The 12714-nt window shown below is 54.8% G+C and carries 17 protein-coding genes; 14 read left to right on the forward strand and 3 right to left on the reverse strand.

From position 1 onward, the window contains the following. Positions 1-361 (reverse strand): transposase (locus QC823_RS11230; protein ID WP_309656437.1); only part of this gene is annotated, 361 nt, incomplete at its 3' end. Positions 362-437: 76 nt separating this feature from the next. On the opposite strand from QC823_RS11230, the gene QC823_RS11235 reads away from it, so the two are divergent. The 3 genes from QC823_RS11235 to QC823_RS11245 all read left to right on the forward strand — a co-directional run bounded on the left by QC823_RS11235 (position 438) and on the right by QC823_RS11245 (position 1499). Further along, the gene (locus QC823_RS11235) at positions 438-635 is read left to right on the forward strand and encodes a hypothetical protein (protein WP_309656438.1); all 198 of its coding nucleotides are present in this window, start codon (positions 438-440) and stop codon (positions 633-635) included. A gap of 118 nt (positions 636-753) precedes the next feature. Further along, entirely contained in the window at positions 754-957 is a 204-nt protein-coding gene (locus QC823_RS11240) for a DUF6447 family protein (RefSeq protein ID WP_309656439.1), read from the forward strand. An 8-nt stretch (positions 958-965) separates the two neighbouring features. Further along, positions 966-1499, forward strand: coding sequence for a hypothetical protein (locus QC823_RS11245; protein WP_309656440.1), 534 nt, complete (start codon positions 966-968; stop codon positions 1497-1499). A 125-nt stretch (positions 1500-1624) separates the two neighbouring features. Here QC823_RS11245 and QC823_RS11250 read toward each other — a convergent pair whose 3' ends face one another. Continuing rightward, complete coding sequence (locus tag QC823_RS11250) at positions 1625-2215, reverse strand: FlgO family outer membrane protein (RefSeq protein ID WP_309656441.1); 591 nt, start codon at positions 2213-2215, stop codon at positions 1625-1627. Between the two features lie 5 nt (positions 2216-2220). Beyond that, on the reverse strand, positions 2221-2937 hold the full coding sequence (locus tag QC823_RS11255; RefSeq protein ID WP_422823649.1) for a hypothetical protein: 717 nt from the start codon (positions 2935-2937) through the stop codon (positions 2221-2223). A gap of 195 nt (positions 2938-3132) precedes the next feature. Here QC823_RS11255 and QC823_RS11260 point away from each other — a divergent pair, with 195 nt between their 5' ends. From QC823_RS11260 to QC823_RS11310, 11 genes are all read left to right on the forward strand, one after another. Then, entirely contained in the window at positions 3133-4128 is a 996-nt protein-coding gene (locus QC823_RS11260) for an OmpA family protein (protein WP_309656442.1), read from the forward strand. A gap of 382 nt (positions 4129-4510) precedes the next feature. After that, the gene (locus QC823_RS11265) at positions 4511-5122 is read left to right on the forward strand and encodes a rhodanese-like domain-containing protein (protein ID WP_309656443.1); all 612 of its coding nucleotides are present in this window, start codon (positions 4511-4513) and stop codon (positions 5120-5122) included. Between the two features lie 120 nt (positions 5123-5242). After that, positions 5243-5722, forward strand: coding sequence for a DsrE family protein (locus QC823_RS11270; RefSeq protein ID WP_309656444.1), 480 nt, complete (start codon positions 5243-5245; stop codon positions 5720-5722). Between the two features lie 173 nt (positions 5723-5895). Beyond that, the gene (locus QC823_RS11275) at positions 5896-6762 is read left to right on the forward strand and encodes an MBL fold metallo-hydrolase (protein WP_309656445.1); all 867 of its coding nucleotides are present in this window, start codon (positions 5896-5898) and stop codon (positions 6760-6762) included. A gap of 68 nt (positions 6763-6830) precedes the next feature. Further along, positions 6831-8675 carry a SulP family inorganic anion transporter gene (locus QC823_RS11280; RefSeq protein ID WP_309656446.1) on the forward strand — a complete coding sequence of 615 codons (1845 nt, stop codon included), beginning with the start codon at positions 6831-6833 and terminating at the stop codon, positions 8673-8675. Between the two features lie 10 nt (positions 8676-8685). Then, positions 8686-8877, forward strand: a complete 192-nt coding sequence (locus tag QC823_RS11285) for a YgaP family membrane protein (RefSeq protein ID WP_309656447.1) — start codon at positions 8686-8688, stop codon at positions 8875-8877. Between the two features lie 64 nt (positions 8878-8941). Next, entirely contained in the window at positions 8942-9403 is a 462-nt protein-coding gene (locus QC823_RS11290) for a YeeE/YedE family protein (protein ID WP_309656448.1), read from the forward strand. Further along, positions 9400-9807 carry a DUF6691 family protein gene (locus tag QC823_RS11295; RefSeq protein WP_309656449.1) on the forward strand — a complete coding sequence of 136 codons (408 nt, stop codon included), beginning with the start codon at positions 9400-9402 and terminating at the stop codon, positions 9805-9807. Before QC823_RS11290 ends, QC823_RS11295 begins: the two co-directional genes overlap by 4 nt. A 141-nt stretch (positions 9808-9948) precedes the next feature. Then, positions 9949-10650: a response regulator gene (locus QC823_RS11300; protein WP_309656450.1), complete on the forward strand. Its 702-nt coding sequence runs from the start codon at positions 9949-9951 to the stop codon at positions 10648-10650. After that, positions 10647-11969, forward strand: coding sequence for an ATP-binding protein (locus QC823_RS11305; protein ID WP_309656451.1), 1323 nt, complete (start codon positions 10647-10649; stop codon positions 11967-11969). Before QC823_RS11300 ends, QC823_RS11305 begins: the two co-directional genes overlap by 4 nt. Before the next feature lie 81 nt (positions 11970-12050). Then, on the forward strand, positions 12051-12713 hold the full coding sequence (locus tag QC823_RS11310; protein ID WP_309656452.1) for a c-type cytochrome: 663 nt from the start codon (positions 12051-12053) through the stop codon (positions 12711-12713). Position 12714: the final 1 nt, after the last annotated feature.

Here is a 12714-nt window from a genome sequence, read left to right on the forward strand (position 1 = left end):
GCTGCTTTTGCGCCGCTTTTGCCTGCTCTTCTTGCTGGCCAGCCCCTTGGAGACAAGCGGCTTTCCATTGCTGGATTTGCTCAGGATAAAGGCCTTTTTCTCGGCAGTAAGCGCCAAGCTCTGTCTCTGACATCGTCGCGGTTTCGATGACAACGGCTAGCTTGGCGTCAGGTGGCCATTCGTTGTCGCCCTCGGTGTGACCCGGCACAGGCACTCCTTTTTCTCGACACTGTTTTAACCAACTATACAGCGTCGCGTTGGAGATGCCTTCTTCCGTTGCAACCGATGCCACACTGCGATTGTGGGGCGGCAACAACTTCTTCAGGATAGCTGCTTTACGCTCTTCAGAATAACGTGGCACATGAATTCCATACCGCTCCCCCTGGATTGAATTTAGGCGATATCGCCAACCGGACAACAAGGCTGACAGAGGGGGTTTGCGCCACTTAGCGGGCGATACATTAAGTGCGCTAGCAAAAAGCGGTGCGCTGACCGTGGCCTACATGCAGCTTCTTAGTCAAGCCCGCCTGAGTGATCTCGCTAAGCGGACAGAGCACCCGAATAGCGGTAAAAAAGTCGATCTGGAATCGCTTTTCGATGAGGATGAAGATTTAAATTTTGATTTTGGCGGTTAAGCCGCAGGCTCTCTCATGTGTAGGCTGCACAAACGCTAAAGTTGCGTATAATGCTACTCACTATGTTTTTAAACAAAAACGTATCTAAGAGAGTCTTTAAGTAAATTAGGAGTTGAACATGGCAGAACAGAAGCAAAAAGTTACTATCGATGGTGCTGAGTATAACCTTTCAGATCTTTCTGAAAATGCACGCAACCAGGTCATGAATTTGCGTGTCACTGATCAAGAAATTAGCCGCTTGCAGCAGCAGTTAGCGATTACACAGACGGCGCGCAAGGCGTATGCCAACGCGTTGGCTGAAGAACTGCCGAAAAAGCACTGAGATTGTTAGTGAGCAACCTAACTCCATTGATACCCTCTACCGTTGAGGTTGAGGGTAATCACTACACATGGGATAGCCTCTCGACAAAAGCGCGTCAGAGTTATCAACAGTGGCAACAGGCGTGCCACAAAGAACATGAGCTAGAAGCACGTTTGGCGATTTATCGCACGGCGCGATATCAGTATTGGATGGCGTTTAAGGCCTCGGTAAAGCCCTATGTGCGCTGGCACTTTCTGCCACGCCTTCGCGCCGAGCAGTGGCGGGAACAGCACAAGCGCGAGCTGAGGCTTACCGATGATGTGTCAGACAAGGGGTGCCCGTTAGGGGCAACATTGGCCGTGTATATGTTGGGCGTGGGTGTGGTGGGTATCGCTACGGTTAACGCGCCTGGAAAAGCCGCCTGGGTGACAACGGTGAAGCGTGTTAGCCATGCGTTGCGTTTGCATGCACTGCCTGACGACATTGCCGCTGCCAAACAGGCAGACATGCCGTTATCGCCAAATCAGCTAGCCCGCCTTGAGTCGCTTTTAAACGTCGAATAGGCAGAATAATGTTCGCCATAAGCCTGTTGAAGGTTTGCTATTAATATATCCCAATCTGACCTAGTTATGCTGAACGCGCCGAAGGGTCGTTCAGCATAACGAGTCCAACTTTTTCTTCCTTCCGTTTACCAGCCACCCCCATTAAGCAAGCTGCGGGTGTTGTTGTTCAGCGGCAGGCGAAAATCGGCGGTGCCTAGCACCATGGCATCACCAGAGCGTACGACCCTCGCGCTGACGTAGACATAATCTTGCCCTTGGGCGTAGGTGCCCATCAAAATTGAGCGGGCGTCGTGCTGGGCGCTTAGGCGCTGCACTTGGCGTGATAAAATGAGCTCGCCCACGCTCTCTTCGATGAACATACTGTCGCGCATTTTGACTTCACGTACTTGCATGCCTTGGCGCGCAAGCGCGGATGCCATGATTTCCGAGCTGATACGGCCAAAGGTGGAAGACTGACTGAGGTTATCGATATCCACAAAGGTGGCGGCAATCATCGGGCTGTAACGGGTGATGTCGGGGTTACCTGCGACAATGCGCTCCGCCGCCTGGTGTGCCAACTCTGAAAGGTCTGGCTTGGGTGCTGGAGTGGCAGCACTCTCGTGACTAAATAGGGTGCATGCGCTCAGCGATAGCATAAAAAAACTGATGGCGATCAGGCGAAGCGTGCGTGACCGCATCAACGAAAAGGGCACCAAGGAAACGTGAGTCAACGGCATAAAAGTTACCAAGTATCAGTGACAGAAACAGTGGGAGTGACGGGCGGCTGCGGAACTCTGTGAGGTGCGTAGTGGCGTCGGTCGCCTTGGTTGGTGTAGTAAATATTCGATGAGGAGTAGAGAATGCGCTCGTCATCGACAATTTGTGTGGTCACGATGATCTCTTCATCACCCGTGTGGGTCCAGCTGCCGCTGGTGATATCGGCGGCGATGGCCGCAGGGATAAGCGCAAGGGCCGGCTCACTCCAGTGATTGAAGGGATGAGTGGCGACAGCAACGCCTCCCGCGAGGGCGGTAAAAGCGCCTCGCGGGGGGCGGATATAATCACGGTCGCGGTGATGCACGACTTCCACGTTAAATCTTACCGTGGCGCTTTGCGCGCTGGGGGCGGTGGTGACATTGGCGCCGCGTGCAACTAACTGGCTGGTGAGTAAGTCGTGAAACCCGCGGCCAAACTCGCCGCCGAGGTTTTCATTTAGTGGCGCCTGATCATCGGGGCGAATATACAAGTCGCGAAAACGCACGCGGCTGTTGCGTAGAATGCCGTCGGCCTCGTGTTGTGCGAGCACATCCCAGTGGTGTGCTGCCTGCATGCGCTGCTGTTCGGTATAGGGGTAGGTGGTCGCTATCGGCGCTTGTGAGGTGTTGGCATAAAAACAGCCACTGAGCGTTACGGCCACCGCGCCTATGGCGACAAGGCGTAACCAGCGTAAGGCGCTGATCTGTGCTTGACGCGTCGTAGGCTGATAATACGTAGGCAGGCAATAAGTAGGTAGACAATAAATAGGTAAATGAGTCGTTAAATAAGACGGCACCGGCAGTTCCTTCTCGCGATAAAACGGCGTTTGATAGACTAGTTTGCCATGCTTAACCAAGATCGGCTATGGAGTTAAAAACTTGAATGAGCGATAACACGAATGCTTGAAGACCACCGCAGCGGGCCGCGCCACGACTCTCTGTTAACAGTGCACCAAGATGACGATAGTGATAGCGCCTGGATGGTGAGTTATATCGATGTCATGACGCTGTTGGTGGCGCTGTTTGTGATTATTATTGTGGCAGCGGAAGCGGCTAACCCGGGTTGGTTGGTGGGCTCCCGTGCGCCTGAGGTGGAAGAAATACGCCCAGTGCCGCGTTTAGAGGTGCCGTTGCCAGCGCCGTTAGCGGATCTTCGTAGAGCAACGCAACAACTGCCATCGGTCGCGCCAGGCGAGCTAAGCCCGTCAGCGCTCAGCGCGGCTTTAGGGGTGGCGGGGTTGCCGCCGCGTGTACCCGCGCCCCCTCGGTTGTTAGCTAGGCCAAGCGTTGAAGCCGAGTCTGTGCGGTTACCCGCGCCAGAATTACCGCAATTGATGATGCCTTCTGGATTTGATTTAACTCGACCGCTGGCTGAGTTTATGGTGGTGCTCACCGATCGCCCGCCGAGTAACGTAGTGGAGGTCGATGACGATGCGGTGTCCGGTGCGCTAGCGCTTAACCAATCGCTTGCTCAGCGGGTGGAAAGCTCGCTGTATCTGCCGGATTTAGACGGCGTGGAAGTATCCCGGGTATCGGAAGGGATTAATCTTCGTGTTCAGGATCAATTGCTTTTCCCCAGTTCGACCGCCGACTTAACCGTGGATGGGCAAGCGGTAGTGGCAAGCCTTGTGGAAACCATCCAGCGCTATGACGGTAAAGTATCGGTAGAAGGACACTCAGATAGCCGGTCAATTAGCACGCCGGAATACCCCTCTAATTGGGCGCTTTCTAGCGCGCGGGCAATTGCGATTGTGGAAGTACTGGAAGACGCCGGAGTGGATTCCAACCGTCTACGCGCGGTGGGGTTGGCTGCAACGGAGCCGCTCGCTGATAACGATACCGCACAGGGGCGCGCGCGCAATCGCCGCGTCGAGGTCGTGATTCACGTCGAATAGCCAGTTTATCTGAGGCATGGCTTTTGAGGCGTCAAAAAAAAGCCCGCCGGGGGAGGGCGGGCAGAAAGGGCTTGGCTCACTGCAGCCCGCTGGCTGGGGGAGGGGTGTACAGGGATGCCAGCGGGTACAATTTGAGTATAGCTATTTTTTGCCTGAATCCAAGTGTTCAAGCAATTTTTTTTATTGTGTTACCCCGCCTGCTGAAACTCCCTCCTTATTCACTCTCTTTTTCCACGCTTTTTTGATTATTCCATAGCGTTGTGCTGCCTCCCTTCTTTGGTCTTGCGACAAACCGCCACAGGATGATCGCGGTATTTTTGGCTATGCTGCTATATATGAAGTTATTAACTTATAGTATTTTGTTATGAATGGCAGCAAAGCAATGCAGGTTCGATCTCTCGCACGTGGTTCTTTATCGGTCGCTATCGCAGCGGCTGCCTTAACCTGGGGCAGTATGGCGCAGGCACAAGAGGATGCCCCGGCGTATCGCGAAACCCAGCTTGGGCTTTATGTCACCGCCCAAGAAGCGTATGAGCTAATGCAGGAAGAAAGCGACGCGGTGCTGATTGACGTGCGCGATCCCATCGAAATTAAATTCACCGGCTTTGCAGAGCCTACCGACATTCATGTGCCGTGGGTGCTCGCGGATCGCACGAAGTTCGATGATGAAGCGCAAACATGGCCCATTGCCCGAAACCCAGACTTCGAAGAGCAGATACGCGCTGAGCTTGAAGCGTTGGGTGTTGAAGCCGATACCCCGATCATCATGATGTGCCGCTCTGGGGCTACGCGTAGTGCGCCTGCCGTCGATGTTGTGGCGGAAATGGGTTACTCCGAAGTGTATTCAGTGAGTGACGGCTTTGAGGGTGGGCAATTAGCAGAAGGCGATTCGGCTGGCGTGCGTGCCCGTAATGGCTGGCGTAATGCCGGGTTACCGTGGGGATATACAATTGATCTCGATGTTGCGTGGTATGAAGGCAAGTACGAAGATTAATCAGTACGACGATTAATACGAAGAACGGTTACATCAACATTACCTACTAAACGCGCAATATCTAGTGAGCCGTTAGTTGGGTGAGATGTATTTCATTGATGAATCAGAAGGATTTTTATTATGCGTAACACACTTTCTTGCACGACATTTGCTGCAGCAGCATTAAGCGTCGCCGCTTTCACACTGCCGACGCTTGCGACCGCTGATAATCATGGTGAATCTGATGATCGCGCCTTGATGATTGTGACAAGCGATCAAGTACAAACCCAAAGCATGGCGATGATCTTGGGCAATGCCATGCGCCAGCAAGGAACAGATCTGCACATTCTGCTCTGCGATGCAGCAGGGGACCTGGCAGTTGAAGGCTTTGAAAGTGAAGAAGCCGTCAACACACCGCCCAGTAACCCGGCCGGCCAGATTAAGCCTGAAGGGTTAATGCAGATGATGATGGGCGAAGGCGTCGGGGTTGACGTTTGCGCTATCTACCTGCCGAACTCGGACTATTCTGAAGATGACCTGCATGAAGGAGTAGGCGTTGCGGCGCCTGGCCCGATGGCGGAGATGATGCGTGACCCGTCAATCCCGGTGTATAGCTTCTAAGCCATTTAATACGTAACGCTCGATTCATAACACCGTTCGGCCTTGGCTGAGCGGTGTTGTTTTATGCATTCGATTTTATAGACGAAAAAAATATAAATATATAACGTTATTTGCGTTATACTCATGACAGTTCACAATGCCTTGTGCATTTAAATGTTTATTCGGAGGCGATCATGACCGCTCCACTGGTTACTTACTTTTTTGATGAACCGACCAATACGTTCAGTTACGTAGTTCAAGACCCCAACAGTCAGGCTTGCGCGATATTAGATTCGGTGCTCGATTTTGACTACGCCGCTGGCCGCACGGATGTGCGTTCCGCCGATGAAATCATTGCGTTTGTGCGTGAGCATAACCTCGATGTTGAGTGGATTTTGGAAACGCACGTACACGCTGACCATCTCTCGGCAGCGCCTTACCTCCATGAAAAACTCGGCGGCAAGACCGGTATTGGCGCCAACATCACCGTCGTACAGGACGTGTTCGGTAAAGCGTTTAACGCGGGTACCGAATTTGCTCGTGACGGCAGCCAGTTTGATGCCCTATTTAAAGAGGGCGATACCTTTCACATTGGTGGCCTTGAAGGGCGCGTGCTACACACCCCGGGCCATACACCCGCCTGCTTAACCTATGTGATCGGTGATGCTGCTTTTGTCGGCGATACTCTGTTCATGCCGGACTTTGGCACAGCGCGCTGCGATTTCCCTGGTGGAGATGCACGAGCGCTTTATCGTTCAATCCAGAAAGTGCTCGCGTTGCCGGGGTCTACTCGTTTGTTTATGTGCCACGACTACAAGGCACCCGAGCGTGACACCTACCAGCACCAAACCACCGTCGCGGAGCAGCGTGCGGCCAACGTGCATGTGCGTGATGGGGTGAGTGAAGAGGCCTTCGTCAAAATGCGCTCAGAGCGCGACGCTACCTTGGGGATGCCGCGGCTTATTATTCCGTCGGTCCAGGTCAATATGCGCGCGGGTGAAATGCCGCCTGCCGACGATAACGGCCAGGTGTATCTGAAAGTGCCGATCAACAAGTTTTGAGCCTAAATACGCTTTACGCCATTTTTTTTACCGGTGGATGTTAAACCCGACGATGCCGAGGCAATGCAGTGAACCTTAAACGCTATCTGCCTATTTTTCAGTGGTTGCCGCATTATCAGCGCAGCACCCTGACACGCGACCTGCTGGCCGCGGTGATTGTGACGATCATGCTGATCCCGCAGTCGCTGGCGTATGCCATGTTAGCGGGGCTACCGGCAGAAGTGGGGCTCTATGCCAGCGTGTTGCCGCTAGTGGCTTATGCAATATTTGGCACTAGCCGGACGCTAGCCGTGGGGCCCGTGGCAGTGGTGTCGCTGATGACGGCGGCAGCATTAGGCAACATCGCCGCGCCGGGTAGTGCCGAATACGTGGGCGCCGCGCTAATATTAGCACTGCTCTCGGGGCTAATTTTGACGTTAATGGGGCTGGCCCGGCTGGGTTTTTTGGCCAACTTTCTCAGTCATCCGGTGATTTCCGGTTTTATTACCGCCTCTGGCTTGATCATTGCGGCGGGGCAACTGCGCCATCTGCTGGGTGTGGAAGCAAGTGGCCATAACATGGTGATGCTTCTTACCGGTATTTTGAGCGAGCTAGGCAATGTTCATGTGGCCACGCTGCTGCTCGGTGGCGGCAGTTTGGTGTTTCTTTATTCAGCGCGGCGCTGGCTGAAAAAGGGGTTGTTGAACGTGGGCGTGGCGTCTGGCGTGGCCGACATGTTAACCAAAGCGGCGCCTATCGTCGCGGTTGCGGCAACCACGCTGATTACCTGGCATTTGGGGTTAGACCAGCGTGGTGTGGCGGTAGTGGGTGACATTCCGGCGGGGTTGCCGCCCATTACGCTGCCAGGGTTTGAATTGGGACTGTGGCGCGATTTGTTAATGGCTGCGCTGCTGATCAGTATCGTAGGGTTTGTGGAATCGGTGTCCGTGGGGCAGACGTTGGCCGCCAAACGTCGCCAGCGCATCGATCCGAATCAGGAGTTGATCGGGTTAGGTAGCGCTAATTTGGCAGCCTCTTTTTCCGGTGGGATGCCGGTCACCGGTGGTTTTTCCCGTTCGGTGGTTAATTTTGATGCTGGCGCGCAAACCCCGGCGGCTGGTGCCTTCACCGCTGTGGGCATTGGCGTGGCGGCCTTGGTATTAACTCCCTTGATTGCGTATTTACCCGTGGCGACACTGGCCGCGACGATCATTATTGCGGTGCTGAGCTTAGTGGATTTCCCCGCCATTGTGCGTACGTGGCGTTATTCACGCAGTGATTTTGCTGCCATGTTGGCAACTATTGTCGTTACGCTGGTCAGCGGGGTGGAAAGCGGTATTTTAGCCGGTGTCGGGCTTTCGTTGGCGTTGCATCTCTACCGCACCAGCCGCCCGCATAGCGCCGTGATTGGCCGGGTGCCCGGCAGCGAGCACTTTCGCAACGTTGAGCGCCACCAGGTCGAAACCGTGCCTCATCTGTGCATTTTACGTGTGGATGAAAGTCTCTATTTCGCCAATGCGCGCTATCTTGAAGATACGGTGATGGATGAGGTGAGCCGTCGGCCCGACGTCAAGCACGTCGTATTGGCCTGCCAAGCGGTCAACGTGATCGATGCCTCAGCGCTTGAAAGTTTGGAAACCATCAACCACCGTTTGGATGATGCTGGCGTGGTGTTGCACTTGGCTGAAGTGAAGGGGCCGGTGATGGACCGCTTGAAGAGCACAACGTTCTGTGAGGAATTAACCGGTTTTGTTCATCTGAGCACTTATAGCGCATGGGTGGCGCTGACGCAGCCTTCCAACGCGATATACCCTGAGCAGTCTGCTTGTTCTAACGCACAAGCATTGACGTTGGCGCACGATCTCCCTGAGGGATCGCTTGCAATCGCGCCAGCGTCGTCATTTTCACCCAAAACTGAGCAACAATCTTCTTAGGAGATACACGATGAAAACGAACGTAGGTGGTATCGATAAAATTGCCCGCATTGTGGTAGGAGCTTTGCTAATTCTTCTGGCCTTGATCGGCACCATTGGTGCATGGGGCTGGATTGGGGTCGTACCGCTCGCCACAGGCTTGTTTAATTTCTGCCCGCTTTATTCGCTGATCGGCGTTAACACCTGTAAGACGAAGTCGTAATCGCAGTAACCGTCGTCGCAGGTATCGAAGTAGTCATTAGCGCCAGTTAAAAAAGGAGAACAGCGTGGATTGGATGGTAAGCCTGCAAGGGCTGGTGGGCGGCGTTCTGATTGGGCTCTCAGCGGTTTGGCTGATGGGCACCATGGGACGTATCGCTGGAATAAGTGGCATTGTGGGTAATTTGATTACCCAGCGCCCAAAAGGCGACAGCGCTTGGCGCGTGACCTTTGTACTAGGCTTAATCAGCGGCCCACTGCTTATCATGGCGTTGGGCGGTGGTCTTGGGAACGTTGCCAATACCACGGGCGCCGTTATCGGTGAACCTGCGGGAGGAGTCTCGCTGATGCTGCTTGCGGGGCTTTTAGTGGGACTTGGAACCGGGCTTGGTAGCGGTTGTACCAGTGGCCATGGTGTTTGCGGCATTTCGCGCCTGTCGACACGATCCATTGTCGCAACGGTGATGTTTTTGATCACCGCCATCGTCACCGTCTATGTGGTGCGTCATGTGATAGGAGGTGGGGCATGAAGATGGTGATGGGCTACATTGCCGGCTTGCTGTTCGGCCTTGGTCTTGCCGTATCAGGTATGACGGATCCCGCGCGCGTTATTGGCTTTTTAGATATTTCGGGTGCCTGGGACCCGACGCTGATGTTTGTGTTGGGTGGGGCGGTCGTCACGAGCTTTATTGGTTATCGTCTCGTGTTTAAGCGTGCAGGACCGTTATTCGGTGAACGCTTTCAGCTACCCACCAAGCAGGATGTTGACGCCAAGCTTTTGGGGGGCGCGGCGCTCTTTGGTATTGGCTGGGGGTTATCGGGTTATTGCCCAGGGCCTGCCATTGCCTCTGTTGGCGGTCTGACGATTCCACTTGCCGCGATGTTGATTGCCATGGTGGTGGGCTGGTTTACGGCCCGAACGCTAACGCGTTAACGGTTAGACCTTCGTTTTATGTTTCCCCTTGTCAGCCCGGCTGGCAGGGGTTTTTTTGTCTTTATCACGCGTTGCATGGAAAATTTTAACCTTCGGTTAATCCTGGCTTGTCATGCTGCGTATATTCGTAAAGGAACCGTTATGCATATATTGCTGGTAGAAGATGATGCGTTAGTGGCTTCTGGCATTCGTGCAGGGTTAATGACCTACGATTTTGTTGTGGATCACGTCTCTACATTGCAAGCAGCCAGCCAAGCGCTGGAGGCCGTGACCACAGACGCTGTCATCCTTGATCGCGGTATGCCCGATGGTGATGGCCTGTTGCTCTTGGAGGAATGGCGCCAGCAAGGCGTAGAAACGCCAGTGCTGATACTCACCGCGCGGGATGCCGTGCGCGATCGCGTCGATGGCTTGCAAGGCGGCGCAGACGATTACTTGGTTAAACCGTTTGATCTTGATGAATTGGTTGCGCGGCTTTATGCCCTGCTGCGACGTGCGTCGGGGCGTAGCAGCGGTGTGATTACGCACGGCACGCTCACCCTGGACCCGGTCTCGCGACAAGTTAGCATCGATGACGCTGTGATACCGCTTTCGCGGCGAGAACTCGTGCTCTTGGAGGCCTTTTTATACGCCCCGCGCAGCGTGTTAAACGCCGATCAGCTCAAAGACAGCCTTTATGGCATGAACGAAGACGTCGAAAGCAATGCGCTAAACGTGCATATCCATCACCTGCGACGTAAGCTTGGTAGCGGCATTATCGATACCGTGCGCGGCCTGGGATACCGCTTGGGTAAGCCTGAGGCGGTGATGCGTCCAGAAGATAGCATGACGCTAAAACCATGAGTTTGCGCCTTCGCCTGCTGTTGACTCTAGGGCTAACGCTATCGCTTTTGTGGGGCAGTGCGGCGGCGTGGCTGATGCAGGATTTGGAAAATAAAGTGGTCGAAACGTTGGATCAGCGGCTAGCACAGTCGGCGCGCATGGTCGCCGGCTTGATGCTGCAACTGCCCCCCGAGGTGTGGGAGCAGGCGGATCAACGTGCGCTTTCCATTCCGCCGATTGAGGGGCTTGCCTGTCAAGTCCACTCTCCACGCGGCGAAATCATGGCCCGTACGCACACGGACATGGAGCAGGTATTAATGCCGGGTGAGCGAGGCCATGCGTATCGGGAGGAAGGAGGGATGACATGGCGAGTGTTCACTTATGAACGCGGCGGGCTGACCATTACCACCGCCGACCGGATGGACGAGCGCGACATTTTGCTGGGCGATGTGATTCGCGTGGCGGTGGTGCCCTTTATCGTGGCCTTAGTTGGTAGTCTTGGTGTGGTGTGGCTGGTGCTTTGGCGTGGGTTAGCACCATTAACGCGGCTGCGCGAGTCGCTCTCACGTCGCCACCCAGATGCTCTGGCCCCAGTCACTACTTATGGTATGCCGAGGGAAATCCGCCCGTTGATTGATACGTTGAACGGCTTGCTGTCGCGAGTACAACAGACGATTGTGCGCGAACAACGCTTCACCAATGATGCTGCCCACGAGTTACGCACCCCGCTGACCGCGATTAAAACGCATCTGCAAGTGGCCAAGCGGGTTGAAGGGCAAGCCGCGATCGCATCAGTAAAACAGGCCGAAGAGGGCGTGGTACGGTTAAGCCGCACGCTCAATCAGCTGCTGACGTTAGCGCGGGTCGAGGGACATTTACGTTTTGACGATGGCGAAGAAAGCGATGTCGCCGATATTGCCACCTGCGCGATTGGCGACACCAACGTGGATGCGAACCAACGGTTTGTATTGCCCGAGCGCTGGCCGCAGGCGATATTACACATGCCACGCGAGTTGGCGATTACCGCGCTGCGTAACCTGCTTGATAACGCGTTGCGCCACGGTCCGGAGAATAAGCCCGTCACACTGAGTGCATACTGGCTTGAAACCGAACAATCCGTGGCCTTTTGTGTACAGGATCAAGGGGCGGGCGTCTCGTCGGAGGTGCTCAAACAGCTTCCCCAGCGGTTCTGGCGCGCTAGTAAAGAGCAGGGAAGCGGGCTTGGGCTCGCGATTGTCGTCGCCATTGCCGAGCGTTTTGGCGGGCGCGTGGCATTTTCAAGCCACGCAGGGGAAGGCCTGTCCGTTGAATTCATTGTGCCAGCCACCGCCTCTGAGTAATACCAAGAGGCGGGGCAGCCAACCACCTTGAGCGGTCTTATTCACGCTTAAGGGAAACCACAACATAAAGGGGAAACCGTGATGAGCAAGAGGATTTTAGGCGGGCTGGGCCTGCTGCTAGGGGCCGGTTTGTCGACGGGTAACGTGCTCGCTGTTGAGCCGGGCGACCCGGAGCGCGGCCAAGCGGCAGCCGCGACCTGCGTTGCGTGTCACCAAGCTGACGGCAGTGGTATGAATGTGCCGGATGGCGAGTCGTGGCCACGACTCGCCGGCTTAAACGCGGGCTACATCGAAAAGCAGCTGCATGATTTTCAAGCAGGGCGTCGTCAGAATGCCAGCATGATGCCCTTCGCCAACATGCTAAATGATCAGCAGATAGTGGACGTAGCGGCCTATTTTAGCCAACTGGAGATTACCTCCGCTGGCGGCGGTGAGGACGCGTCTGAGGCGCTGCTCACCCGGGGAGAGCAGCTTGCTAACCGTGGTGATTGGGATAACTACATCGTCTCGTGCAAAAGCTGTCACGGCCCAGGCGGCAAAGGTGTTGGGAGTGATTTCCCCGGTATTGCTAGCCAGCATGGGGCATATATCAGTACCCAGCTGCATGCCTGGAAAGATGATGAGCGTGCCAACGACCCGCAGAACTTAATGGGGTCGATTGCCAAGCGCATGAGCGATGACGATATCGAAGCGGTATCGGCCTGGTACGCCAGTCAAACGGTCAGCGCAGAAGGGGAGGAATAAT

The sequence above is a fragment of the Vreelandella vilamensis genome (genome assembly GCF_031451755.1).
GTDB classification, from domain to species: domain Bacteria; phylum Pseudomonadota; class Gammaproteobacteria; order Pseudomonadales; family Halomonadaceae; genus Vreelandella; species Vreelandella vilamensis.